Origin of the sequence: Actinosynnema sp. NPDC050436 (assembly GCF_040655415.1) — a bacterium.
GTDB lineage: Bacteria > Actinomycetota > Actinomycetes > Mycobacteriales > Pseudonocardiaceae > Actinosynnema.
Genome location: NZ_JBFAJV010000014.1, coordinates 43,587 through 69,388, shown reverse-complemented (window position 1 = coordinate 69,388; position 25,802 = coordinate 43,587). Strand labels below are relative to the sequence as shown.

Below are 25,802 nucleotides of genomic sequence, written 5' to 3'. Positions count from 1 at the left end.
GAGCTTCGACTGAACTGCGACGTCACCTACTCAGAGCCAACACCCGACACCCCCGCCATCAATCATGACCTCTGGGTGTGGAATTGATATACAACGCCCTGTTGCCAAGACCCGAAGACCACGTATGGTAGCCGGCGTGTCAGTGGGAAATGAGTGGAACGCGGCGCTGCGCGACCACTTCTACCATCCTGGGATGGCCAGGAGGCCGGTGTACCTGTGCGTCGACCGAGCGGTCATCGAGACGGTCTCCCGCGCATACGACCTCGCCCCCGAAGGACAGGGGGTCGACGCACTGCTCTCCTCCGTTCGGTCGAGGACCGCCGCCGAGCCGCTGCACCCCTGGTTCCGAGCGGCTGTCCAGTGGAAGTCCGCCGGTTTCCCGGGACCCCCGCCATTCCTCGACATGCTCGCCGTCACCGTCCTCGCGGCGAGCGACGTCAGTGGGCGCATCGGGTCCAACGCGTACTACCAGCCACTCCGGCTGTTGCTCGGCCTGCCGCGTACAGGCGGGATGCCACGCGGTTTCGACAACGACATCAGCACCCTGTGGAACGTCCTCCGGGATTGGCTGACCAGCCAGGACGGCGCGTTCGGCCTTCCCACGGCGAATCTCGGACACCACTTCCCGAACGTCGGCTGGGCCTCGTCGCAGGTGATTCTCCGCCCGGCCGATCGCGCCAAGCTTCCCCACTTCTTCACCGCTCTCGGGGCCGGTCCCGGGGAAGACCTCCCGGGCACCGTTCTGCTCGAAAACCTGCGCAGAGCGCCGGCTCGGCTACGCTCCTCCTTCTCCCGCCGGGTCGTCTCGATCCTCGACGGGAAGACCGACGCCATGTCGGAACTCCTGGCGGACATGTTGCACCAGGAACTCCTCCACTGGGACGGTGGGTGGCGCGACGAGGACGACCGGCAACTGGTGCAGGTGCTGCTCACCGCAGACGAGTTCAATGGCCGGATCAGCGCCGTGTACCGGGTTCCGGAGCGCTTCACGGGGGCGCGGATACGATTCGATGGCCAGGAGGAAGACGCTGGTGAAGTGGGTGAGTACGCGTACCTGCCCGCTCCGGACGTGAAGCTCCTGCTGGGCGGCGGCGAAGTGTCAGCAACCCGCATCGACCTCGATTCAGGTAAGCGCATCAGAGAGCGGTTCCGCCTGACCGGCGTGCAGAACGACGTACGGGTGTTGGCAGGCGACGACGAGTTGGGCGAGTTCGTCGAGGGACATCGCGTGACCCTCGACCTGAAGCTCGTCGTCTTGGTCCGCGAGCATCTGGTACCCGAGGCCACGTGCGCCATGCACAAGCTGAGCGGTGAGGAACCACGCCGACTCCAACGGCTCCGGCCACCGACCGGCTGGCAGGCGTTCAAGTACCGGCCCGTGCGGAGCACGCGCCTGCCCGCGAACCTGGCCTCGTTGGCTCCGAGGGATTCACTCCTGGCCAACTTCACCGGCGGCTTGTGCGTCGACGGCCGCAGCCACACCTACCTCACCAGTGGTCCGCCGGACCTCTCGGTCAACCTGGAAGTGCTCTCCGACGTGGTGACCCTCAACGACTTTACGGTCCTACAACCCGATTCCGAGGGCAGGGTGAGGTTGACGGGACTCGGTCTTGCCGAAGGCAAGCACGAGATCAACGCGGGAGGGCGCAAGCTCACCCTGAGACTCGTCGATGAGGCAGCGGACCAGCGACCGGACTTCACCTACTGGCGTGCGTGGGACTTCCGACAGGGAGAGAAACGGCTGAGGCGGTTGATCGCCAGTGGTGGGGGCGTCGTGTCAGCGGACGCTGAGCACGACGTGCTGGTGAACGGCGCATCGTTGATCGTGCGGGACGTGGAGCGCCGATCAGGGCACTCCCGGCCATGGCCCGAAGTCCGGGCAGGCGGCCAGCACGTCGTGCTGGGCATGCCTGGCCAAGCGGTCTCGATCGTGCCGCGCACACCGCTCTGGCTGTCGAAGAACGCACCGGGGGTCGAGGCGCGAACCTTCGACGTGTCCGCAGCGATGCGTGACGTCGCCTTCAGCCCGTTGTGGTTGGTCGACGAGACCGACGACCGGATCGAGGTTCACCGGTTGCCCGGCAGCCCTGCGGAGGTGTCGTACACCGGCGCTTGCCCGTCGAAGGTGTCTTCTTCGTGGCGTTCTGTAGCGCGACGGCTTGCCGAAGCGATCATCGATGAGCGGGATGTTCACGAGTGGAACGGGTGGTTCGCCGCTGCCGAACGGCTGGGGCTCATACCGGAGGTGCGAGGTTGACCGGTCACGACCTCCTGCTCGGTTGGATGAGTGAGCGCCACAAGGGCTCATTCGAACGTTTCAGGGAAACCTGGACGTGGCTGTTCCGCGAGGAAGATCCGAGGTGGTGGCGACGGACCCTCAACGACCTGCAGACACTGGGGCACGTTGAGATCGATGGTGGGCGTTGGGAGACTGCGACCCCCACCATCACGACACTCCCGAACAGCGGTGGATACGCGCTGCTGTGCGGGAAGCGGACCGACCGACTGGTGCGCGCAATCGAGGGGAACACCCACGGCATCCGGCTCGCGCGACCCGTGGCGCAATCCGCCGGGCCCTCCGTGCAGTTGATCGAGTACGAAGCCATCTCAGCTCTGGCCTCCGCGTGCGCAGACCTCGGAATCCGCTTCGAACGGGTCGTGTCGGACCGCCTCTTGGAGTCGTCCCCGACGCTCAACGACCTGCTGCTCTCCCGGAAGATCCCCGATCAGCTCCCCGGCGGTGTCCAACCGACCGTGTTGGGCGACGACCTGAACTTCCACGAACAGGAGAACTGCCGAGGCACGCAGCCGGGCGCGTATTGCGTCGAGCTGTTCAGACAGCAGCGTTACTTCTACCGCCACGGCGCTCCGCCCGCCCCACTGTTCGAATGCGGCTTGCAGGTGGTGCGGTACGCCGAACTCCGACGTGTCCGCGCAGGACAACAGCGAACTCCCGTGAAGTCGAGTCCGGTCGAATGGGATCGGGACACCGGGCAGTTGCGAGTTGCTAAGGGCCGACGCCTGCCAGAACTGTTCGAACGGGCGACAGTCCTGCGCAGCGGGTTCTTGCCAACCTGGGACAACGGCCTCCGTCGGTGGGTCTACCACAACATCGACGAGGAGTTCAGCCAGCTGCTCCAGAATAAACTGGCATCCTAATCGCCCAACAACGCCATCACTGGACAGCTCGACCCTGCCACACTGGCCGTCACGACCGCAAGCAGTTCCGAAGCACGACACGAGGGGGAGGACAATGGCAGGAACGAGTGGAGTCGGACCGCTTCGCCAAGCGCTCCTTGATGACTTCATGCGGTACTACAACACCGCATACTCCATTCGTGACGAGGCGGTCCTCGCGGAACGCGAGGAACTCCTCCGCGGCGGTTCGTCACTCTTCCAGGAGACGTTCCTGGAACTCATGCCGACATGGCAGCTCGCAGCGGATGACGTCGCTACGAGCTGTCGGTCCGCCGGCGTCGAGGACCTCGCCGGCCTGCTCAGCAGCGGCCTGCTCGAAGGGATCGACAAGCTCTTCCTCCACCAGGAGCAGGCACTGCACGCCGGGCTGGCCGGGAAGAACGTGGTGGTGACGAGCGGCACCGGCTCCGGCAAGACCGAGTCGTTCCTGATCCCCGTCTTCGCCCGCTTGATCCAGGAGAGCCTCGCGTGGCCCGCCCGTCAGCCGCACGAGGTCGGAAATCGGTGGTGGGAGAAGGGCGACCAGTACTCGCCCCAACGAGTGTCTCCCGAGTCGCGCCCCGCCGCCATCAGGGCACTCGTGCTCTACCCGATGAACGCCCTAGTCGAAGACCAGTTGGTGCGTCTGCGGAAGGCTCTGGACAGTGATCCGGTGCACCAGTGGCTGGACGCGAACCGCGCGGGCAACAGGTTCTTCTTCGGCCGCTACACCGGCAAGACGCCGATCAGCGCTCCTCAAACCAACAAGCAGGCCCCCAAGGAGTTGCGCGGTGTCCTGCGCGAACTCGCCGATCGGCGGCGCTCCCTGATCCGCTCGTTGGAGGCCAAGGAGCGGGCCGGCACGTTGACCGACGAGGGAAGGGCGAGCAGGTTCTTCATCCCGAGCCTGGACGGCGCCGAGATGCGCTCACGCTGGGACATGCAGTCTGCTCCACCGGACATCTTCATCACCAACTACAGCATGCTGAACATCGCTCTGATGCGAGACCGCGAGCACGGGATCTTCGAACGCACGCGCAGGTGGCTGGACGCCGATCCGTCGAACGTGTTCACCCTGGTCGTCGACGAACTCCACGGCTACCGGGGCACCGCCGGAACCGAGGTGGCCTACCTGCTCCGCAAGCTCTTCGCCCGACTCGGTCTCGACCGGAAGCCGGACCAGCTGTCGATCATCGCCGCCAGTGCTTCGTTGGAGAAGGGCCGCGACGAGCAGTTCCTCCGGGAGTTCTTCGGTCAGCCGGCCGACTCGTTCGAGGTGTTCAGCGGACGACAGGTGGAACCGGACGGTCCCCGGACCATCCACGATGACGGCGCGTCGTTCCGGGACGCCGCATCCGCCATCCGCGAGGGCCGACCCATCGACCACTTGGAGGACCGTCTCCAGGCTCACGCGGCGTTGGATCGCGCGTCGCGCGACGAGTCCGGCAGTTCACGGGCTCAAAGCGTCGCAGAGTGGTCGGCCAAGCTCTTCCCGAATGCGGATGGGTACACTGCGGAAAGCACTTTCGACGATCTTCTGCTCGTCCTCTCCGAGAACCCCCAAGACATCCGTCTCCGTGCCCATCTGTTCTTCCGGAACCTACCGGGGTTGTGGGCGTGCGCCGACCCGGACTGCTCTTCCATCCCAGATCGAGGGGGCACCGACCTCACGCCGGTCCCACGCACCGTCGGGCGCGTTTACGCGCAACCCCGGTACCGGTGCGAGTGCGGCGCGCGAGTTCTTGAACTGCTGTACTGCCAGACTTGCGGCGAACTGCTCCTCGGCGGGTTCCACGCGCAAAGCGACCTCGGAGAAAGCCAGCACTTCCTGGTCAGCACGTTGGTGGACCTGGAGTCGCTGCCCGACAGAGTCGGCTTGAGCCGGAGCGCCGCGAACTACACGGTGTACTGGCCCACCGCGAGCAAGTCTGTGGACACCAAGCAGTGGGAACGCACGGGATTCACGTTCAGGTTCAAGAAGGTGCACTTCAACCCGTCGAGCGGCAGGCTGCAATGGGGCGGCGGCAACACGACGGGGTGGGCCTTCCACGTTCAGAAACCGGCGGGGAAGCCGGACTCCGTTCTGGAGAACATGCCCCCGATGCCGGTGTTGTGCCCGCAGTGCGGCGATGACTGGGAGATGTTCAAATCTTCGAGACCGGTCACGGACTCATCGCGCAGCCGCTCACCCATCCGCACGATGGGTACCGGTTTTGAGAAGACCAACCAGATCCTGTCCGACACGCTCATGCGCTGGCTCGACGAGTACCGCAAGATCGTCGTCTTCTCCGACAGCAGGCAGGATGCTGCACGGATCGCGGCCGGGCTGGAGCGTTCCCACTACCTCGACCTCGTGCGTCAACTCGCGGTCGGGGTCGTCGTCCAGACCACGAAGACCCAGCTCGAGTTGGCCATGGACTACGTGGAGGGCGACCCGAGCCTCGAGGCCGCTGAGGCGTACTTGGCCATCTCCCGCGAATCGCCACCGCTGGGCCAGGCACTCCAGGCCGCGTACTACCAGAAGGCGTCTCAGGACCAACTGGACCTCATCGAGCGCTTCCGGCTCCAGCACGGGAGCCGAGGTCGGACTTTGGTCGAACTCGCCAACGCGCTGGAACCGCAGCTGACCGCACTCGGAGTCAACCCCGGTGGGCCGGACCGGAGCCTTCGGGGTAAGGGCTCCCAACGGTGGACCTCCCTCTACCAGTCGTGGGAGACTGGGAAGCCCACGAGGCGGCCCGGCCGAGAACTGAACGAGGACCAGTCGGAACTTCGCTCCCGACTCGGCTCGGGCCTGCTTGTGCAGACCGCGTTCACCGTCTTCTCCAAGACGGACAGGGACATCGAGGCGCTGGGATTGGCCAGGATCGGTACGGACCCCGCCGACGCGAGCAGAAGCGGCCTGAGCAAGGAGGTGTTCGGCGAAGTCTTGTCCAGCGTTGTCCGGGGAATGGGGTTGAAGCACCGCATCACCGAAATCGCCGAATGGACTCCCAAGGGCTTCTCCAAGGACGTCGCCACCTATCTCAAGGCAGTCGCCGACAAGTACGGGGTGCACTGGGAGGACTTGTTCGACGATGTCCGGCAGGCACTGGGCATCGGCAGTGTCTACCTGGTACACGCCGACCGGTTCCGGTTCTACGTGCCGGGTGACTCCGAGTGGGTTTGCACCAAGTGTCGACGACGGCACCTGCACGGCGCGGCCGGGGTGTGCACCCGGTGCTGCGCGGCTCTTCCGGACGCCACCGGCTATTCCCCGGTCCGGGCACAGGGCGACTATTACGCCTGGCTGGCAACCGAAGCCGGGCGACCGTTCCGGTTGCACGTGGAGGAGTTGACGGGCCAGACCGACACCAACGACGGTCCGACGCGCCAAGCGCAGTTCCAACGCGTGTTCCTGGGCGACAACGAGATCCCGCTCGTCGACGAGATCGACATGCTCTCGGTCACCACCACCATGGAGGCCGGGGTGGACATCGGCGGTTTGAAGGCCGTGATGCTGGCCAACATGCCTCCGCGACGCTTCAACTACCAGCAGCGAGTCGGTCGCGCCGGACGGCGCAAGGACGCACTCGCCGTGGCGTTGACAGTCTGCCGCGGCACTCGCAGCCATGACGAACACTACTTCCGCAACCCGGACGCGATCACCGGCGATCCGCCTCCCAAGCCTTACATCGACCTCAAGCGCGAGGACATACTCCGACGCTCGTTCACCGCAGAAGTCCTCAGGCTGGCGTTCCTCTACATAGCCAAGGTCCAGGGCGACGACTTCGAGTCCGGCCACAATCCACACGGCCAGTTCGGCCTGTTGAGCACCTGGGCTTCCTACCGACCACTCGTCCAGGAGTGGATCAAGCGGAATCCGGCAGCGGTGGCGCACGCGTTGGATCAGCTTCTCGCCGAGGTGTCTGCCGACGTGACGGAACAGCGGGACGCCTTCGTCGACTGGGTGTTGTCGGACTGCTTGGTGGCGGAGATCAACCAACTGGTGTCGGGCGGCCCCAGAGACCGGGAACTGTCGCAGCACCTGTCCGAGCGCGGGCTGCTTCCCATGTTCGGGTTCCCGACGAGACAGCGGAACCTGTACCACGAGCGACCGCACGACCGGGAGGCGACGGACGTCATCAGCCGGGACATGGACATCGCGATCAGCGAGTTCGCACCGGGGGGCGAGCAGGTCAAGGACAAGGGCGTTTACACGGCGGTCGGGCTCGTCGACTACCGGCGACGAGGCCCGTACCAGTGGGTGTCCGAGCCCCGCCCGGAAGGCGAACGCAGGTCCGTGGGTCTGTGCCGCAACTGCTACGCGGTGGAGGAGAACGGCCAGACCGATGCCTGTTCGTCCTGCCGCGCGAAAGCTCAGGACAACCAGTACCGGGTCGACCAGGTCTGTGAGCCGTTGGGATTCCGCACCGACTACCAGGAGCCGGCCGACTACCACGGGACTTTCGAGATGCGCCCACGTGCGGGTGTCGGCAGACTGGCCAGGGGACCGGAGGACCATCAAGTCACCCGGACGTGCGCCGAATTCGGTCTCCTGTACGGGAACAGGGCCCAGGTCCTGGTGTTCAATGACAACCGGGGTGACGGTTTCCAGTTCGTCAGGTCGTCAGAGGACGGCCTGCTGTCGTTGGACCTCATCCGGGACCAGGAACGCCAAAGGGCCCTGCGACTGCCCCGCGAATCCGCGGTGGACCACAAGAACCCCTTGAAGCTCACCTTGGGCTCCTGGTCGGTCACCGACACGCTGGTCGTCGACATCACCAGCGTCCCGAAAGGGTTCGATTTGAGCCCCCTCCGACTGGAGGGACGTGCCGCCTGGCTCTCCTTCGCGTTCCTGTTGCGCAACGCCGCGAGCGTGATGATGGATGTCGAACCCGACGAACTCAAGGTCGGTGTCTTCCCGAATCCGCAGAACAACGTGCCACGCGGTGCCGCCTTCCTCGCCGACAAGCTGGACAACGGTGCCGGATATGCGACCTTCCTGGGGAAGAACTTCGCGGACTTGATCGACCACGCCCAGAAGTTGGCTGACGGGTACCGCGAGCACGAAAGCGTCTGTGACAGCGCTTGCTACAAGTGCCTGCGCGACCACTCGAACACGCCCTACCACCCGTTGCTCGACTGGCGGCTCGCAGTCGACCTCCTCGACATCGGAACCGGCTCGACCATCGACCTGTCCCCCGTGCGGACTCTCAGCCGTTCGTTGGCTGCCTCGTTCAGCCGTGACTTCGGGTGGGTCGTGGACGAGGCCGACGGTGTGCCGGTCGTGTACGAGGAGGGGCAGGGCTCGTCGGCGTTCGTCGTCCGACACCCGCTGGAGGCGTCGCCGCCCATGCCCGACCTGCACCCGGTCACCACCTACGAACTCGTGCGCCGTCCGGGCGCGATATGGTCGGCCCGCGTTCAGGGTGGATGATCATGCGACCACGCGACGTGGTGATCGCTCCTGTCGTGAGCGGACGTGGCGGTGGACGGCGGGGACTGGGCGGGATCGCCACAACGGAGGTACGGAGTGACCAGCGCGGGTTACCGACCGCGGGTGTTGAGCTGCTACAGCGGGGCCGGGGGGCTCGATCTCGGCCTCCACGCCGCCGGCTTCGACTCCGTCGGGTGCCTGGAGATCGACGTCGATGCGCGCGCAACCCTCAACTCGGCCCCGCAGGGGTGGCGCGTCTTCGAGGATGGTGACGTCGATGCCGCCGGCAGGCACCTCACACCTCGCAAACTCGGAATCGCGCGCGGTGAGCTGGACGTCATCGCGGGCGGTCCACCCTGCCAGCCGTTCAGCAAGGCCGCGCAGTGGACGCGCAGCGGACGAGCCGGCGTGACCGATCCGCGAGCCGCCAGCTTGACCGGAATGATGCAACTCGTCGACTCCTTCCTGCCGAAGGTGTTGCTCATCGAGAACGTACGAGGGTTCACCCACGGCAAGGACAGCGCGCTGCCGGTGCTCGAGCAGCACCTCAACGAGATCAACCGGAAGAGGAAGACCAAGTACCGCTTGCAGGTGTTCGAACTCGATGCGGCGCACTACGGGACGGCCCAACACCGCCTGCGCTCGATCTGCATCGCTTGCAGGGAGGGCACGGTCGTCAGGCCACCGGTCGCCACTCACCAGGACAGCCCCTTGCGTGCCTGGGACGCCATCGGCCACATCAAGCACTCGGAGCCCCTGCCCACGATGAAGGGCAAGTGGGCAGAGCTGCTCGCCTGTGTCCCCGAGGGCGGGAACTACCTGCACCTGACCGCGAAGGGAGGTGGTCCCGAAGTGTTCGGGTACCGCACGCGGTACTGGTCCTTCCTGTTGAAGCTCGCAAAAGACCGCCCGTCCTGGACCCTGCCCGCCTCTCCCGGACCTGGTGCCGGCCCGTTCCACTGGGACAACCGGCCGCTGTCCGTACAAGAACGTCTGGCACTGCAGGGTTTTCCGGCGGACTGGGAACTCGTCGGTGAGGAACGGAGCAGGATCAGGCTCGCGGGAAACGCCACCCCTCCCCCGCTCGCCGAAGCGATCGCCAGGGCGTTGGTCGTGCAAGAGGTGCTGGACACCCCGGTGGACTTCCCCGAGGAGCCGGTCCTCCCGGTGCGCCGGCGCAAGCGGGTTCCCCTCGCGGTAGCGCCCGCCGATCTGCCGGAGTCCTACCGACACCTGGTCGGACCGAAAGAGGCACACGCAGGTACCGGACGCGGTCCGGCACCGAGGCTCGACTCCAGCGCAATCGTGGTCGACGCTCTTGCAGGAGGCAGCTGACTCGGATGGGCATGAACCCGGAGCACTGGCAGGGCAACTTCGGCGAGGCGTACGTCGCGTTGATGGCCGCGGCTTCCGGCTTGACGGTGTCCCGCACGCACCCGGACGTCGACGGCGCCGACCTGGTCGTCGGGTACAAGGGTCAGGCCGGCCGCACCCGGCACCCCAAGATCGAAATCCAGGTGAAGACCTGGTCGCGGCCTGAGAGCGACGACATGCGCTGGAAATACCGCATGCTGTCACGGCAGTACAACGAGCTGGCCGGGGATGACTACGGACTACCGCGCATCCTGGTGGTGGTGATCGTTCCTGCGAATCCCGAGGACTACGTGTCCGCCGGGGAGCACGCCATCACAGTGCGGAACCTGGCCTACTGGGTTTCGCTGGAGCATCAGGCGCGGGTCGATGCCAAGCGGCAGCACACGGTAGCGGTGGACATCCCGCTGGGAAACCTGCTCACCACCCGGACACTGCTCGACCTGGTGAGCGGACCGCAGTCGACGAGGATCGGACGCTGATGAGCCTCCACGTGCCGCTGCACGAGCTGACCGGGATCGATCCCTCGGACATCGTCACCTACCTGACCGCTGCCGGATGGCGGGACGCCGGTCGGTGGCGGCGAAGCACGGTCTGGAACCGCACCAGTGGAGGTGAGGAGTTCGAGGCCCTCGTCCCGGACAGCCCCGACCTGCGCGACTACCCGGCACGGGTGGCGGACGTCCTCGAAGCGATCGCGCAGGCGGAGGGACGCACCACCGGGGCCGTCCTGCACGATGTCCGGTCCTTGCTCGTCGACGTCCAGAACGTCCGCACGGAACCCGCGTCGCCCAGCGGGAGCATTCCCCTCCGGCAGGGCGTCCAGGCCGTGAAGGGCATCCGCGACCTGTTCGCCGCCGCTGCCTCCACCGCGACGTTGGACGACCCCACGGCCGTCCTGCCCTCGACGATGCCTCGGGATGTCTGGCGATTCCTCGACCACGTTCGGCTGGGCGAGAGCCAGCGCGGTAGCTACATCATGCGCGTTGAGACCCAGCTAGGTCCCACGACCGACGGCCTGGCCCTCCCTCCACGCGTGGTCCTCGACCAGCTGTACCGGGCAGCCGAAGGCGCACGGCAGGCTGCGGTCGAGAGCGTCCGCTCGCGGGACAGCCGGGTCTTCGAGGAAGTGGTCGGCTCGGGGGTCTCGGCAGATCTCTGCGAGGCGCTCGTCGCCATCAGCGGCGGCGACGGCATCCCCTTCGAACTCAACTTCGCCTGGGCACCCGCACGACCATTGGGCAGGAGTACCCCTGACCTGAGGTTCGACCGATCGCTCCTGCCTGCCCTGCGTGAAGGAGGCAGACACCTCCGGGCCACGATCCGAGCGGGGACTACCACCGCCACCGGACGGGTGACCAGGTTGGAACGCGGCGGCGGGGGACGCGGCGGACAGGTCATGATCCTCGGTCTGCTGGAACTGGAAGGCAGGGAGATCCCCGGGCAGAGCATCTCCGTCTCGCTGTCGCCGGTCCAGTACCAGGACGCCATCCGCGCACATGCCGACAACCTCATCGTCGTCGCCGTCGGACACCTGGCTCGGGTGGGACATCAGCAGGCGCTGGACAACGTGCGCCGGTTCGAAGTCCTCGCCTGAGCTATCCGAGCCCCGGTGCCACGCCCGCACGAAGCCATGCGTTCGTCCAAGCGCCTCAGCGCTGGCGATCCGAACAGGCGAAGTGCCGGTACGGGTCAGGTCACGCCTGGTCGAGGAGGCCCCGGTCGAAGGCGATCGCCACGGCTTCCGCGCGGCGGCTCGCGCCCAGTTTCGCCATGATGCGGGTCAGGTGGACGCTGACCGTCTTCTCCGAGATGTACAGCTCCTCACCCACCTCGCGGTTCGTGCGGCCGAGGGCCACCAGGGCCAGCACCGAGCGCTCGCGCGGGGTGAACGGGTCCACGCGGGTCCGGGACGTCTCGGCGTGCAGGGCCACCCGGGCGCGGCGGGCGGCCAGGTGGACCGCGTCGCGCAGCGGGGCCGCGCCCAGGCGGTCCGCCACCTCGTCGGCCAGTTTCAGCTCCGCCACCGCCTCGTCCCGGCGCTCGGCCGTGAGCAGCGCCTCGGCCAGCCGCCACCGGCACACCGCCTGTTCGAACACCGAGCCGAAGGCGAAGCCGTCGGTCGCCGCGCGCCACAGGTCCACGTCCGACGGGCCGCGCAGCCGGCTCTCCTCCGCCGCCACCCTGGCCAGCCACGCCCGACCCTCCGGGCCCAGCGAGCCGGTGCGCGGCGAGCCCATCTCGGCCGTCGTGCGGGCGTAGTCGGCCAGGTCGCGGCCGGCCGCCACCGCCGCCTCCTCGGCGTCGCGGTCACGGCGCCGGCGGGCGCGGGCGGCCAGCTCGGCGTACCCCGCGACGCCGAGTGCCGCCAGCCGGATGCCCGCCAGCGCCCAGTCGCCGCCCTCCCGGCGCGACCACGCGATGGCGTCGGCGACCCGGTCCACGGCCAGCTCCGGCTGCCCGCGCCAGAGCGCCAGCTCCGCGCCGGTGCCGCCGGTGATGAGCGCGATCTGGAGGTCGCGGTGCCAGTCCGCGCGCAGCTCGCCGATCAGCCGCTCGGCCTGCTCGAACTCGCCCCGGCTGACCAGGACGTGGGTGCCCGACGCGGCCAGCCGCGCGGACACCGTGCTGGACACCCGCAGGCCGGGCGGCTCGGCGGCGACCGCCGCGCCTTCCCACTCGCCGACGTAGTACCTGGTCAGGACCTGGAGGATGCGCAGCTCCAGGCCGTAGGAGCTCCACGACAGCCCGGTCGCCTTGGCGCGCGCCATGCCCTCGTCGAACACCCGGGCCGCGTCGGTCAGCTCGCCCAGGTCGTAGTGGTGCAGGCCGAGGAAGTACCGGGCGCGCAGCTCGGTGTTGACCGCGTCGACCTCGGTCGCGAACGCCACGGCCTCTTCCAGGTGCGCGCGCGCCGACGCCACGTCCGACGCCGCCTCGTCCAGCAGGCCCAAGGTCGCCAGGGCGTCGGCCACGGCCGCGTCCGCGCCGGTGGCCCGCCCGTCGCGGACGGCGTGCTCGGCCCGCTCCCGCGCCTCGGCGTACGCGCGGTCGTGCCGCAGCTGCGCCGCCCACACCGCCAGCACCCACGCCTTGGCGCTGCTGGCCGGGCGGTCGCGGACCAGCTTCCACGCCTCCTCGATGGCGACGGACTTCTCCGCCTCGGTGCCGTCGACCACCTGCAACGCCTGCGCGAACCGGCGCCACATCTCGGCGGCCTCCTCCGGCGCCTCCTGGTCGACCAGCGCGGTGCCGCTGCGCGCGAACGCGATGGCCCGCTCCGGCTGCCCGGCGGTCCCGGCCACCCACGACGCGCGGCGCAGCAGCGACAGCTCGGTGACCCCGGCCGGCCGGTCCGCCGCCGGTACCGCCTGCCACAGCTTCAGCGCCTGCTCCAGGTGCCGCAGCGCCTCGGCGGGCGCACCGGCCGCCTGCGCCTCCTGCGCGGCGTCGACCGACGCGCTCAGCGCGCGGGCCAGGTCGTGGCTCTCCAGCGAGTGGTGGGCGAGCGCGGCGGCCGAGCCCCGGCCGGACCGCTCGGCGACCCGCGAGGCGTACGCGGAGTGCAGCCGCACCCGTTCGCCCGGCAGCAGGTCGCCGTAGACGGCCTCGCGCAGCAGCGCGTGCCGGAAGGCGAACACCTCGTCGTCGTCGACCAGCAGCACGTGGTGCTGCACGGCCTCGCGCAGCGCGGCGTCCAATGCCGCGTCGTCCACGGCGGCGACGTGCCGCAGGAGGTCGTGGCGCACCGAGCGCCCGCCGACCGACGCGACCCGCACCGCGTGCTGCGCAGCCGGCGTCAACCGCTCGATGCGCGCCAGCAGCACCTCCGACAGCGTCCACGGGATGCCGGAGCCGCAGGTGGCGACGGCGATCAGCTCCTCGGCGAAGAACGGGTTGCCGTCCGAGCGCTCGGCGACCTCCAGCACGAGGTCGTCGGGCAGGTCGTCGGCCAGCGCCGCCACGAACGAGCGCGCGTCGATCGCGCTGAACGGCGTGAGGTCCAGGCGCTGCACGGCGGGCAGCCGCACCAGCTCGGTGAGCAGGGGGCGCAGGGGGTGGCTGCGGTGCAGGTCGTCCGAGCGGTAGGTGCCCACGACCAGCAGCCGCTGCGCGCGCAGCCGGGAGACCAGGAAGGACAGCAGGTAGCGGGTGGACGCGTCGGCCCAGTGCAGGTCCTCCAGGACCAGCAGCACCGGCCGGGTCTCGGCCAGCTCGCCGAGGATGCCGTGCACCGCGTCGAACAGCTGCAACTGGCCGACGTCCTGCTCCGGCCGGCGGCCGACCAGGTGCGAGGGGAGCCCGGACAGCCCGCTGTCCTGCGACGCGGGCAGCGCCAGCTCGGGCAGCAGCCGGCCGAGCGCGGGCCGGGCGTCGAGGTCGAGCAGGCCGGCTTCCCGCACCTGCCCGAGCGCTTCGGTGAACGGCAGGTACGGCAGGCCGGTCTCGCCGACGTCCAGGCACCGGCCGGTCAGCACGAGCGCGTCCGCCTCGGCGGCCAGCTCGTCCACCAGCCGCGTCTTGCCGACGCCCGCGTCACCGGCGAGCAGGACCGCGCCCGCCCGGCCGAGGGCGGCTTCGGCGAGGGCGGCGCGCAGCCTGGCGATCTCCCGGCCACGCGCCACCAAGGGGATTCCGGTACCGAGACGTGCCACGGGTGGCATGTTCGCACACCTCAGGCGGCGTCGCGGTGACCATTTCGGGGAAGCGGGACCTCCGGGCCCGTCCGGTGGCGCAGCCGCTGCCACCACGAGCGCTTCGGCGCCTGCGCCCGCCGGGTCACGCGGGCGTGGGCGGCGTCAGCGCGCAGCGCCGCCTGCCGGTAGTCGACTTCCGCCTTGATCGCTTCGGGCGTCCACTCCATGACGACTCTCCTCCTCGTGTTGCTTCCGATGAGGAGAAGAGTCGTCCTGAGGCCCGGGGTCGGGCATCGGGTGTTCACGTGGCTTGCCGGACCTGGTGCCCTTACCCGCCGCCGTAAGGGGTGGCAGACGGCGGGTAAGGGATGCCTCAGGCGGGCCTCAGCAGGCCCCCAGGTCGCTCCAGACGCCCCACTGGCCGGTGCTGCCGGGCTCTTCGCCCTGCGTCCACCACTTGGCCTGCCACTTCTTGCCGTTGTGGGAGACCTGGTTGCCGCCGTTGTAGACCTTGGCGCGGTCCCACGCGGCGATCGTGCAGGTGTTGGGGTTGGTCGTGGTGGTCGTCGTCGTGGTCGTGCTGGTCGACGTGGAGGTGGAGGTGGAGGTGGAGGTGGAGGTCGACGTGGACGTGGAGGTCGACGTCGGGATCACGCCGCCGCCGCGCGGGTGGTCCGACGCGATCGCGTAGGTCTGCCCGCCGAAGGTGATCTTGAAGTTGGACGGCGACGCGATCGGGAGCTGGTAGCTCAGCGCCACGTCCACCGACGCGCCCGGTGCCAGCGACTGCCAGGACGGCAGCGTCAGCTCGACGTGCTGGAAGTCGCCCTTGAGGCCGCCCACGTTCGGTCCGGAGTGGCCCTTCTGGGTCACCCGCAGGCCGAAGCCGGACTGGTCGGACATGGTGCCCGGCGCGCTGGTCCCGTAGTCGAACTCGATCTTCGTGCCACCGGGGAGGGTGGACGTCGAGTTGTTGGTGATCTTCAGCTTCGGGTTGATCGGGTAGTTGTTGTCGCCCAGCGCGAAGCCGGAGACGGTCGCGGACACGTTGATCACCTGGGACGGGGGCGTCCCGTTGGCCTTCTGGTTGCCGTACGGGGCCGCGCCGCGCAGGCCCTCGTTGAGCTTGGTGATCAGGGTGTCGCCGATGGTGTACTGGTTCTTGGCGCTGTCGAACTTGTAGTCGCCCGCCAGCTCCCAGATCATCACGCCGCCGAGGCCCTTGTCCGCCACCCACTTCGCCTTGGCGGCGAGGGACTGCTCGTCCTCGGTGGACAGGAAGACCTTCTTCTCCGCGTTCCACAGCCACGGGGCGGCCATGGTGTTGTCGTAGTACCGGACGTAGGTGCCCGAGATGCGGTCGGTCGGGTCGTTCTTCGGGTCCAGGCCGTACTGCTCCAGGTAGTCCGGCGTGATCTCGTTCTCCAGGTTCTTGGCGTGCCACATCGGGTTCGCGCCCGCGGGCACCTCGGCACCGGCCTTGTCCAGGTCGTGCCACAGGTTGTCGATGCCGATCGCGCCCGAGCCGCACGGCGTGGTCGACCCGACGTTGCCGCCGGTGCCCGGCGGGCACTTCTTCTGGTCGGCCAGCGGCGCCTTGCCCCACAAGCCGTTCGTGCCGCCGGTGACGTTGTTCCAGCCGCGCGTGTAGAACGGCACGCCGACGTTGATCCGGCCGGCCTGCATCGCGCCCCGGAAGTAGTGGTAGGCCCAGTCCGCGTTCAGGTACCCGGTGCCGTCGTACGCGCCGTAGACGCCGCCCGCCGCGAGCTCGCCGTCCTTGCCGTCGTCGAACAGGGCGGCGTTCGGGCCGACGAAGTGGTTCCACGCGCCGTGCAGGTCGTAGGTCATCATGTTGACGTAGTCCAGGTAGCGGGTGACCTGGTACGCCTCCTGGCCGCGCAGCAGCCAGCCCGACGCGGGCACGGCGGCGGTCAGCATGTAGTGCTTGCCGTCGGCGGCGGAAGCCCGGTCCAGCTTCTCGCGCAGCGTCTTCATCAGGGCCTCGTAGCCCTTCCACAACGTGCCGCGGTTGGCGTCGGAGATCCAGTAGTCGTCCGGGTTGCCCGCGTACTTGTTGGAGGTGGCGTACTCGTAGTCGATGTCGACGCCGTTGAAGCCGTACTTGCGGATGAACTCGACGGCGGAGTCGGAGAAGGTGTCGATCGCCGCCTGCGACTGGGCCATCTTGTAGAAGCCGCCGGACGCGGTGCGGGTGCCGTCGGGGTTCAGGAACCCGCCGGTCTCCGCCCAGCCGCCCACCGAGATGAGCGTCTTCACGTTCGGGTACTGCTTCTTGTACTTGTTGAGCAGGTTGAAGTGACCCTTGTAGGGCAGGGTCGGGTCGAGGTCCACGCCCGGCCAGGTCATGCCGGTGGAGGCGTTGTCGGGGCCGTCCGGGCCGACCGACACCTTGTTGGCGGCGTCGATGTGGGCGAACGCGTAGTTGAGGTGCGTGACCTTGGTCCACGGGATGTCCGAGGCGAGGTACGCGGGCGCCCCGTTCTTGCCGGTGCGCCAGCTCGTGAAGTAGCCGATCACCCGGCGGGAGTGGTCGGCTCCCAGCGACTCGCGGCCACTGGTGTCGTAGACCGAGCAGTAGGGGACGGAGACCCCGGGCGTCTGGTAGAGGCCGTCGGGGCGGCACTCCTCACCACCCGCGGCGTTCGACGTGGACGGGGACGCGACAGCGATGACGAGTCCCGCCACTGTGGCGAACAACGCCATCAGCGGCATCAACCTTCTGGACACTAGCCGACCTCCTGCACCAGGCGGCGGCCTCGACGCAGAGTGGAGCGAACGAAACGTAAATAGGTCCAGACCTTTCTGTCAATAGGTCTGGACCACTCAACCGATCAGGTCGCCCGACAACGCCGTGGGGAAGCGCTTGCCACGCCGGAAACCCCTGCGCACCACACGAATCGCCCGCACCTGAACGGCGCAGCGCACGCCCAACGGCCCACACCGATCGGCGGTCCGGCCACCGCACCGGGGCGTTGCCGACCGCCGGCACCCGACCCCACGGCCCTCCTTCGGATCCCGAACCCGCTCACGCCGCCGCGTCCCCGCCGGATCGGACCCGGCATCGACCTCCGCGCGCGGGTACCGGCGGACGGCCCATTTCCACCTCTATTCGCGGGGCAACTTTGGATGCTCGTTCATTACCCGAATCGGCCGAGCGTGTTTCTGCCGACCCATCTGACCGAATAGTGCTACACCGGCGACCCGACCCGTGGAAGCCGATTCACTCGTACCTGCCGGAGGAGGAATCGAACCGGCTGCTTGGGGGGACAAAGTGAGCAGCGTCAACCGGCCCGCCCGAGCGCAGACCGATACGGGGTCGTTTCGCGTTGATCGGCGTGAACATTCTCGACTGCCCAGGCATCGACCGCCGCACTTTTACATCACTGCCGATCGACACACAGATCGTCGAGGCCAAAGAGCAAGCACGTGGGCGCACTGCGCACGACCACAGCGATGATCGCGGCCTCGCCGGGCATGATCTTCGCGGCGGTACCGGCTCTGCGACGCGGCCCGCGTACTCCTGTGGTTCCCGGGAGGAGCACTCCGCTGCCTACTACCCGCAGAGCACGCGAAACGACCGTGGCACGGCTCCCCAGCGTAGACGCCGACAAAATCGGCGTATCAACTGGAGACTTTCTGGAGCGGTCGACCCCGCACACCGTTGCGCAGTGCGGCCAACGCATTCCTTACCGCCCCTTTCCGGGTCGAACGCGCCAGGCAGGTGTCGGTAGTCGGACGGCCACTGACTACCATGGTCCCGCAATTACTATGGGGGAGTTGATCGCAGTGCTCGGGCATGAAGATAAGCACCAATCGCCCACCCCGCCCTGGTGGTGGCTTTTAGCGATGGCGGCGGCCACACTCGTCGTGCTGGCCCGGTCCGGGTCCTCGCTGGCGGACTTGCAGGTCTACCGAGTGGGCGGCCAAGCCTGGTTAGGCGACTTCCGCCTCTACATCGATGATTTTGCGAAACCGCTCGACGGCCCGGCGTTGCCGTTCACCTACCCGCCGCTGACCGCGGCGTTGTTCAGCCTGCTGACTGTGCCACCGTGGCCGGCCGTGGTGTTGGTGTGGACGCTCTCGTCCCTGGCCCTGTTCACCGTGGCCTGCGTGGTCTGCGCGCGCCACGTGCACCCGAACCGCGAGCGGGCGACGACGGTCGGCATGGCGCTGGCCTGCGGCGGGCTCCTCCTCGAACCGGTCCGAAGCACGCTGGACCTCGGTCAGGTCAACCTGCTGCTGATGGGCCTGGTCGCGCTCGACTGCCTGGTGCCGAAGACGCGGTGGCCACGTGGACTGCTGATCGGGATCGCCGCGGCCGTCAAGCTGACGCCGTTGGTGTTCGTGCTGTTCTTCCTACCGCGCAAGCAGTTCAAACCGGTCGTCACGGCGCTCGCCACGTTCGCGGCACTCGGCCTCGCCGGCTTCGCCCTCGCCCCCACCGACAGCAAGCGGTACTGGTTCGAGTCGTTGCTCGACCCGGGCCGCGTCGGTGGGCTCGCCTACGTGGGCAACCAGTCGCTGCGCGGCTTCCTGCACCGGTTGTGGTTCCCCCAGGCCGTGGAGACCGCGACCTGGGCGCTGCTCGGCCTGGGGGTCGTCGTGCTGGTGTGGTGGGTGGTGCGGCGAGCGGGGGACGACCGGTTGACCGCGCTGATCGCGGTCGCGGTCGGCGGCCTGCTCATCTCGCCGGTGTCCTGGGCACACCACTGGGTGTGGGTGGTCCCCGGACTGCTCCTCCTCAGCCGGGTCGGCCGGCGGAGCGGGGTGCTGGTGGCGCTGTTCCTGGTCGCGCCGATGTGGTTCCTGCCCAACGAGCCGGACCCCGCGCACCCCTGGGCGTGGTGGCAGCACGTGATCGGCAACGCCTACGTGTGGGCCGGCGCGGCCGTGCTGGTGGTGCATCTCCGACGACGCGCCGGCGCACGACCCGAACTCGTGCGCCACCCCACCACGGCTGCGGTCGACGCCGACCGCACGGCGTGATCGCGGTTGACGACCTGACTGCCGGTCCACCCCCTGGGCGCGGGGTGGCCCGGCTCAGCCGACCGACGCCGCGCGGGCGCGGGCCAGGCGGGCCCGGACGGCGTCGGCCTCCGGCGCGTTCAGCTCGGTGAGCAGGGCCAGCGCCCGCTGCCAGTGCGCGATCGCACCGGCCATCGACTGCCGGTCGAACACCGACGCCAGGCGGTCGTGCGCCAGGGCCTGGTGGTACGGGCTCATCGCCGCCGAGGCCACCGACAGGGCGGTGCGCGCCGAGGCCACCGCCTCGGTCAGCTCGCCGGACTCCAGCAGCACGGCGGCCAGGTCGGTGTGGCAGGTCGACTCCCCGCACTGCTCCCCCACCTCCTGGTAGATCCGCACGGCCGCGCGCAGCCACGTCTTCGCGTCCTCGTAGCGGCGCATCGCCAGGTACAGCGGCCCGAGGTTGTGGTGCGCCGCCGCCTCCGCCCAGCGCGACCCGGCGGCGCGGCTGACCTCCAGCGCCTCCCGGTAGAACTTCTCCGCCTCCTCCATCCGGCCCAGCGTCTGGAGCATGTCCGCGACCGTCGTCAACGCGCGCGCCTGCGCGTTGACGTCCCCGCCCGCCCGCGCGACCTCCAGCGCCTCGCGCATCCGGACCAGCGCCTCGTCCCACCGGTCGAACTGGGCCAGCGCCACGCCGAGGTTGAACAGCGTCACGAACCGCGCCTCGGGGTCGCCCAGCGACGTCGCGGCGCGCATGGCCAGCTCGGTGGACCGCAGCCAGGTGGCCCGGTCGGTGCGCAGCCAGAAGAACCGCGACAGCGTGTAGGGCAGCTGCCACGCGTGCACCAGCCACAGCCGTTCGGTGCCCTCGCCGGCCAGCTCCGCCGCCGCGATCAGGTTGCCCTGCTCGGCGTCCAGCCACGCGGTCGCGTCGCCGGCGCCGGTCAGCCTCGGCACCTCCTCCGGCACCAGCTCCGGCGCTACCCGGACGCTGCCCCGGCCGACCGGCAGCAGGCCGTCGGCCAGGTCCGCGCAGTGCAGGTAGAAGTCCAGCATCCGGCTGGTCGCCTCGTGCCGCTCCTCGGGCCCCAGCTCGCCCGCCAGCGTCCGGGTGTAGACGCGCACCAGGTCGTGCGCCCCGTACCGGCCGGGCTCGCCGACCGACAGCAGGTTCGCCGCCGTCAGCGCGTCGAGCGCGCGTTGCGCCTCGGACACCCGGACCTTGGCCATCGCCGCGACCACGTACGCCGTGACGTCCGCGCCGGGGTGCAGCCCGAGCAGCGCGAGCAGCCGGGCCGGCAGCGGCGAGAGCGCGCGCCGCGAGGCGTCCAGCGCCGCCCGCACGGTCGAGTCCTCGTCCTCCAGGCCCAGCGCGGCCAGCCGGCCGTGCTCGTCGTCCAGCTCCGCCACCAGCTCGGCCACCCGCAGCGACGGCGACACCGCCAGCCGCGCGGCGGCGATCCGCAGCGCCAGCGGCAGGCCGTCGCACAGCACGGCCAGCCGCCGCATCGCGCCGACCTCGCTGCCGTCCCGCCCGGCGACCCGGCCGAGCACCTCGACGGCCGCGTCCGTGCCCAGCATGTCCAGCTCGACCATCCGCGCCTCGGCGTGCGCGACCAGCCCGACCAGCCGCCGCCGGGACGTGACGACCACGCACGACGGCGAGCCGGGCAGCAGCGGCATCAGCTCGGTGGAGCCGCGCGCGTTGTCCAGCATCACGACCATGCGCCGGTCCGCGACCAGCGTCCGGAACAGCGCGGAGCGCTCCTCCACGGTCTCCGGGATGTCCCCGGACGGGACGCCCAGCGTGCGCAGGAACCGGTTGAGCACCTCGCCCGCGCCCAGCGGCTCCTGGTTGGGGTCGTAGCCGTGCAGGTCGACGTAGAGCTGGCCGTCCGCGAACTCCTCGCGCACCCGGTGCGCCCAGTGCAGGGCCAGCGCGGTCTTGCCGACGCCCGCCGGACCGGTGACCACCAGGACCAGCCCGCCGGACGGGGACGCGCCGTGCAGGCCGTCCAACCGGGCCACGTCGGCGTCCCGGCCGATCAGCGCGACCGGTGCGCGGGGCAGCTGGGCGGGCGTGGTCGGCAGGGCCGGTTCGGCGGCCGGCCCCGGGATCGCCATCGGGCGGGTGGGCCGCTCGGGCTCCGGGTCCTCGCCGGCGAGCACGGCCTGCTGGAGCCGGCGCAGCTCGGGGCCGGGCTCGACGCCCAGCTCCTCGATCAGCACCCGCCGGGCCTCCCGGTAGGCGCCCAGCGCCTCGGCCTGCCGGCCCGCCTGGCACAGCGCCCGCATCAGCAGGCCGTGCCCGCGCTCCCGCAGGGGGTGCTCGGCGGCCAGCGCGGTCAGCTCCTGCACCAGCTCCGCGCCCCGGCCGATCAGCAGCAGCAACTCGGCGCGCTCCTCCAGCACGGCCAGCCGCCGTTCGGCCAGCCGGCCGCGCTCGACCTCGGCGAACAGCCCGGCCACGCCGCCCAGGGGTTCCCCGCGCCACAGCGCCAGCACCTCGTCCAGCGCGCCGGCGGCGGCCTCCAGGTCACCGGCGGCCCGCAGCCGGGCGGCGGCGACGACACCCCGCTCGAACGCGTCGAGGTCGACGGCGGCCGGGTCCAGCCGCAGCAGGTAGCCGTCGCCCACGGAGGTGAGCAGCTCGGCGGGCGCGCGGCGGGCCCGGCTGGGTTCCAGGGCGCGGCGCAGGCCCGCCACGTAGGTCTGCACCAGGTTGACGGCGCTGGTGGGCGTCGCGTCACCCCACACCGCCTCGATGATGTGGTCCCGGCTGACCGGGGTGTTGCGGGCGAGCAGGAGCACCGCGAGGACCGCGCGCTGTTTGGCGGCACCGAGATCGACCTCCCGGTCGCCGCGCCGCACCCGCAGAAGGCCGAGCACCTCGAACCGCAAGGGCTCCCCGCCGTCGTACTCCACCGACCGTTCCTCCGCCGAAGGGGCTTTGGCCACCCGAAACTACCCGACGCGGCACCGGTGCCGGCTAGATCACTTCAGTCCGGCTCCAGTCGCGCTGTAGCCGCATTCTTACGCTAAGCGTGTCCGGCCAACCACACAGGGCGAACCCCGGTGGGGGAGGTTGGACCAGACAGCGGAACACCCGCTGCTCCCTGATCGACGAGGGCAGGCCGGCGTGCAAGGGGCATCCAGCCCGCGGCGGCGGAACGCCGGCCCGCCCTCGTCCCCGTCTCCACGGGGAAGGGTCATCCGGTAGGGGATGGCCCTTCTCCTCTGCCCTCCCCCCGGTCGAAGGGGCCGCGTTCGGGACCCGAACCCCCGAACACGGCCCCTTCGACCGTGCGCACCTGTCAGCGCGCCGGGGGGTGCGGCAGCCCGCACCCCCGGCGACCGACGGTCGCGCCCGACGGCTACGCGGTCACACCACCTCTTCGACCGGCTTCTCCGCGACGGCGGCGACGGCCGCGTTCTTCTTGCGGCGGCGCAGGAAGACCACCACGCCGACGACCACCGCGATGCCCATCAGGACCCACATCGCGCCGTTGAAGGTCGACTCGATCATCTTCGCCGACGCCCCGGCGGCCGAGCCGATCCCGATGTGCAGCGCCGACCAGCACACCGCGCCCGCGATCGACGCGGGCAGGAACCGCCGGTACTCCAGCTTCGACGCGCCGGCCGACGCGGGCACCAGGGTCCGCACCACGGGCATGAACCGGGCCACGAACACCGCCCACGCGCCGCGCCGCCGCAGCAGGTCGCCCGCGCTGTCCCAGTGCTGCTGCCCGAGCTTGCGCACGACCTTGCTCTCCCGCATCCGGTCGCCGTACCGGCGGCCCAGGAAGTAGCCGATGCTGTCCCCCGCGACCGCGCACACCGAGACGATCAGCCACATGACCAGGAACCGGGGCACGCTGGTCACCGTCGTGGCGGCCAGCAGCAGGGCGCTCTCACCGGGCGCGATGAAGCCCACGCCGATCGTGCACTCCGCCAGCGTCAGCCCGCCGGTCACCGCCAGCACCGCCGGTTGCGGCAGACCGGCCAGGCCCTCCAGCGCGTCGGTCAGGAACGCCATGTCCATCCCCCAGGTGAAGATCCGTGTCGCCGTGATCCGTGCGGGATGGTGCCACGTCCCCGTTGCCGGGTCGGCGGCGGTGACCACCTCGCGCCGACGATTCCACCGGACGGGCGGCACGAGCGCATCGGACCGGGGTCGCACGGGCGTCAGACCTTGGTCGTACCGGGGTCCGGCGGAAGTCAGGGCGAACCCCGGTGCGGCGGGCGGCTGCCGGGACCGGGGCGCTGCCCACCACCGGCCACCGGACGCAGCGGCGAACGGGCACCCCTGATGGACCGGGGCGCTGCCCGCGACCGGACTCCCGGCGCAACGGCGAACGGGCACCCCTGGAGACCGGGGCGAATGTCGGGGGCGGGTCCGGCGGACCCGCCCCCGTGCGGCCCGGACCCCGGCGGGGGTGCGGGCGGTGACCGGCTCAGCACCCGTCGTAGGCGCCCGCCTTGGCGAATCCGAGGAATCGGGACCACGGCGTGGTGCCGAAGCCCAGCGCCGCGCCGGACCTGTTCTTCGAATCGCGCACGGCCGCACCCGAACGGATCAGCGCGATCTCCACGCAGTCCGGTCCGGAGGCGGACGAGCGCCTGCTCTTGCGCCACTCCTGCGGCATGGGCTGCTCACTCCCCATCGGCGAGAAGCTCGCGCGACACCCCTTCGATCAACGCCGCCGAAGCGGTCGGGTCCAAGGACGCCTCGGCCAGTCGCGCGAACATGTCGGAATACCTCGCAACATCGGACGGCTGTTCCAAGTAGACGTCACCGCGCCCGCTTTCGAGGTATACCACGTCCGCATCGGTCTTTTGGGCGAAGCTCAGGATAACGAACGGACCGTCCATCGCCGGATGACCGCCATGGGCGAATGGTGTCACCTGAAGAGTGACATTCTTCTGCTTTCCGACTTCATTCAGTCGCCGCAATTGGCCACTCATCACGGCGGTACCACCCACCCGCCTGCGCAGCGCGGCCTCGTCGATCACCACGTGCAGGTCGAGCGGGTCGTCCTCGACCAGCAGCGCCTGCCGCGCGGTGCGCAGCCGCACCCGCCGGTCGACCTCGTCGGGCGGAGCGCCGGGCAGGACGCCGGCGATCAGCGCCCTGGTGTAGCCCTCGACCTGGAGCAGGCCGGGGACCATCAGGCCCTGGTAGGTGCGCACCGACTCGGCGTCGGCCTCGAACCCGACGTACCGGCTGGGCACCAGGTCGCCGAACTCGTCCCACCACGCCTTGCGCCGGGCCTCGCGGGCGAGCTGGACCAGTTCGTCCAGGGTCGCCGCGTCCGCCCCGTAGGCGGCGAGCATGTCCCGGACGTCGCGCGGGGTGACGCCGACCCGACCCGTCTCGATCCGGCTGATCTTGGACGCGGAGCACTCCAGCCGCTCGCCGACCTCCTCGATGGTCAGTTCTGCGGCTTCGCGCAACCGGCGCAGCTCGCCGACGAGCCGGCGCTTGCGCAGCGTCGGACCGGTGCCACGGGTCATCGATCGACACACCTCCTCGGGGTCTTCTAACAGAGTCTGTGGGCGTTCGCCGGACAGGCAAAGAGCCGTCATCCATTCGTGTACTGCAACTTGCAGTCGGCCAGTGGACGGTCGCACGCTGCTGGGGCACAACCGCGAGATGCCGCCGAGGTTTCGGGAAGGAGCGCTGAAGATGTCCGTCACGGTCTTCAGCCAGCTCGACAAGTCGCTGCACGAACACCTGGCGACGCTGGTGCGCCTGGCGTCCACCGGCGACGAGGAGACCGCGGTGGAACTCGCCCGCTCCGAGCTGCCGCGCGTGGTCGCGGCGCTGCGGGCGCTGCTGGGCGAGCACGCCCCCGACGAGCACGGCCGGTGCCCGACCTGCCGCAGCAGCCGCTGGACCCGCCGGCTGCCCTCGCCGTGCCGGGCGTACCTGGGCGCGCAGCTCGCGCTGACCGTGGCGGCGGAATCGCCCGGCCGGCGCCGGCACCTGCGCAGCGCGGTGTAGCACCCCACCGACGAGCGGGACGGTTCCCGCTCCGCGCCGGGCGGCGCGACTCCCCCCGATGATCGAGCCCCCATCCGCGCCGCCCGGCCGCACCGGGGCGGAACCGACCTCGCACCCCCGACCGGGGCCGGTTCCGCCTCGGACCCCCGGCAGGACCCGCTCCCGGTGTCACCGCCGGGACACCGACCCGGACCTGCCGCAG

15 protein-coding genes are annotated in these 25,802 nt (G+C 69.8%); 8 read left to right on the top strand and 7 right to left on the bottom strand.

Features of this window, described 5'->3' with window-relative positions:
* Positions 1 to 193 precede the first annotated feature (193 nt).
* The 6 genes from AB0I60_RS28960 to AB0I60_RS28935 all read left to right on the top strand — a co-directional run bounded on the left by AB0I60_RS28960 (position 194) and on the right by AB0I60_RS28935 (position 11,564).
* Positions 194 to 2,257, top strand: coding sequence for a hypothetical protein (locus tag AB0I60_RS28960; RefSeq protein ID WP_360735155.1), 2,064 nt, complete (start codon positions 194 to 196; stop codon positions 2,255 to 2,257).
* On the top strand, positions 2,254 to 3,159 hold the full coding sequence (locus AB0I60_RS28955) for a hypothetical protein (protein ID WP_360735153.1): 906 nt from the start codon (positions 2,254 to 2,256) through the stop codon (positions 3,157 to 3,159). The genes AB0I60_RS28960 and AB0I60_RS28955 overlap by 4 nt, the downstream gene beginning before the upstream one ends.
* 148 nt (positions 3,160 to 3,307) lie before the next feature.
* Positions 3,308 to 8,596, top strand: a complete 5,289-nt coding sequence (locus AB0I60_RS28950) for a DEAD/DEAH box helicase (RefSeq protein WP_360735151.1) — start codon at positions 3,308 to 3,310, stop codon at positions 8,594 to 8,596.
* Between the two features lie 123 nt (positions 8,597 to 8,719).
* Positions 8,720 to 9,931 carry a DNA cytosine methyltransferase gene (locus AB0I60_RS28945; protein ID WP_360735149.1) on the top strand — a complete coding sequence of 404 codons (1,212 nt, stop codon included), beginning with the start codon at positions 8,720 to 8,722 and terminating at the stop codon, positions 9,929 to 9,931.
* Positions 9,932 to 9,936: 5 nt separating this feature from the next.
* Positions 9,937 to 10,449 carry a DUF4365 domain-containing protein gene (locus tag AB0I60_RS28940; protein ID WP_360735146.1) on the top strand — a complete coding sequence of 171 codons (513 nt, stop codon included), beginning with the start codon at positions 9,937 to 9,939 and terminating at the stop codon, positions 10,447 to 10,449.
* Positions 10,449 to 11,564, top strand: coding sequence for a hypothetical protein (locus AB0I60_RS28935; RefSeq protein ID WP_360735144.1), 1,116 nt, complete (start codon positions 10,449 to 10,451; stop codon positions 11,562 to 11,564). The genes AB0I60_RS28940 and AB0I60_RS28935 overlap by 1 nt, the downstream gene beginning before the upstream one ends.
* 100 nt (positions 11,565 to 11,664) lie before the next feature.
* Here the strand turns inward: AB0I60_RS28935 and AB0I60_RS28930 are convergent, their stop codons facing one another.
* The 3 genes from AB0I60_RS28930 to AB0I60_RS28920 all read right to left on the bottom strand — a co-directional run bounded on the left by AB0I60_RS28930 (position 11,665) and on the right by AB0I60_RS28920 (position 17,340).
* Positions 11,665 to 14,631: an AAA family ATPase gene (locus AB0I60_RS28930; protein WP_360735142.1), complete on the bottom strand. Its 2,967-nt coding sequence runs from the start codon at positions 14,629 to 14,631 to the stop codon at positions 11,665 to 11,667.
* Between the two features lie 11 nt (positions 14,632 to 14,642).
* On the bottom strand, positions 14,643 to 14,831 hold the full coding sequence (locus tag AB0I60_RS28925) for a hypothetical protein (protein ID WP_360735140.1): 189 nt from the start codon (positions 14,829 to 14,831) through the stop codon (positions 14,643 to 14,645).
* Between the two features lie 157 nt (positions 14,832 to 14,988).
* Positions 14,989 to 17,340, bottom strand: coding sequence for a glycosyl hydrolase family 18 protein (locus tag AB0I60_RS28920; protein WP_360735347.1), 2,352 nt, complete (start codon positions 17,338 to 17,340; stop codon positions 14,989 to 14,991).
* 1,134 nt (positions 17,341 to 18,474) lie between these two features.
* On the opposite strand from AB0I60_RS28920, the gene AB0I60_RS28915 reads away from it, so the two are divergent.
* Positions 18,475 to 19,614 carry a glycosyltransferase 87 family protein gene (locus tag AB0I60_RS28915; protein ID WP_360735138.1) on the top strand — a complete coding sequence of 380 codons (1,140 nt, stop codon included), beginning with the start codon at positions 18,475 to 18,477 and terminating at the stop codon, positions 19,612 to 19,614.
* A 54-nt stretch (positions 19,615 to 19,668) separates the two neighbouring features.
* Here the strand turns inward: AB0I60_RS28915 and AB0I60_RS28910 are convergent, their stop codons facing one another.
* The 4 genes from AB0I60_RS28910 to AB0I60_RS28895 form a co-directional block, all read right to left on the bottom strand.
* Complete coding sequence (locus AB0I60_RS28910; RefSeq protein WP_360735136.1) at positions 19,669 to 22,521, bottom strand: BTAD domain-containing putative transcriptional regulator; 2,853 nt, start codon at positions 22,519 to 22,521, stop codon at positions 19,669 to 19,671.
* A gap of 457 nt (positions 22,522 to 22,978) precedes the next feature.
* A complete protein-coding gene (locus tag AB0I60_RS28905; RefSeq protein ID WP_360735134.1) occupies positions 22,979 to 23,632 on the bottom strand; it encodes a DedA family protein in 654 nt (217 codons plus the stop codon).
* Positions 23,633 to 24,050: 418 nt separating this feature from the next.
* Entirely contained in the window at positions 24,051 to 24,260 is a 210-nt protein-coding gene (locus AB0I60_RS28900) for a DUF397 domain-containing protein (protein WP_360735132.1), read from the bottom strand.
* Positions 24,250 to 25,110, bottom strand: a complete 861-nt coding sequence (locus tag AB0I60_RS28895) for a helix-turn-helix transcriptional regulator (RefSeq protein WP_360735345.1) — start codon at positions 25,108 to 25,110, stop codon at positions 24,250 to 24,252. Before AB0I60_RS28895 ends, AB0I60_RS28900 begins: the two co-directional genes overlap by 11 nt.
* A gap of 172 nt (positions 25,111 to 25,282) precedes the next feature.
* Between AB0I60_RS28895 and AB0I60_RS28890 the strand changes: the two genes are divergently transcribed.
* Complete coding sequence (locus AB0I60_RS28890) at positions 25,283 to 25,600, top strand: hypothetical protein (RefSeq protein ID WP_360735130.1); 318 nt, start codon at positions 25,283 to 25,285, stop codon at positions 25,598 to 25,600.
* Positions 25,601 to 25,802: the final 202 nt, after the last annotated feature.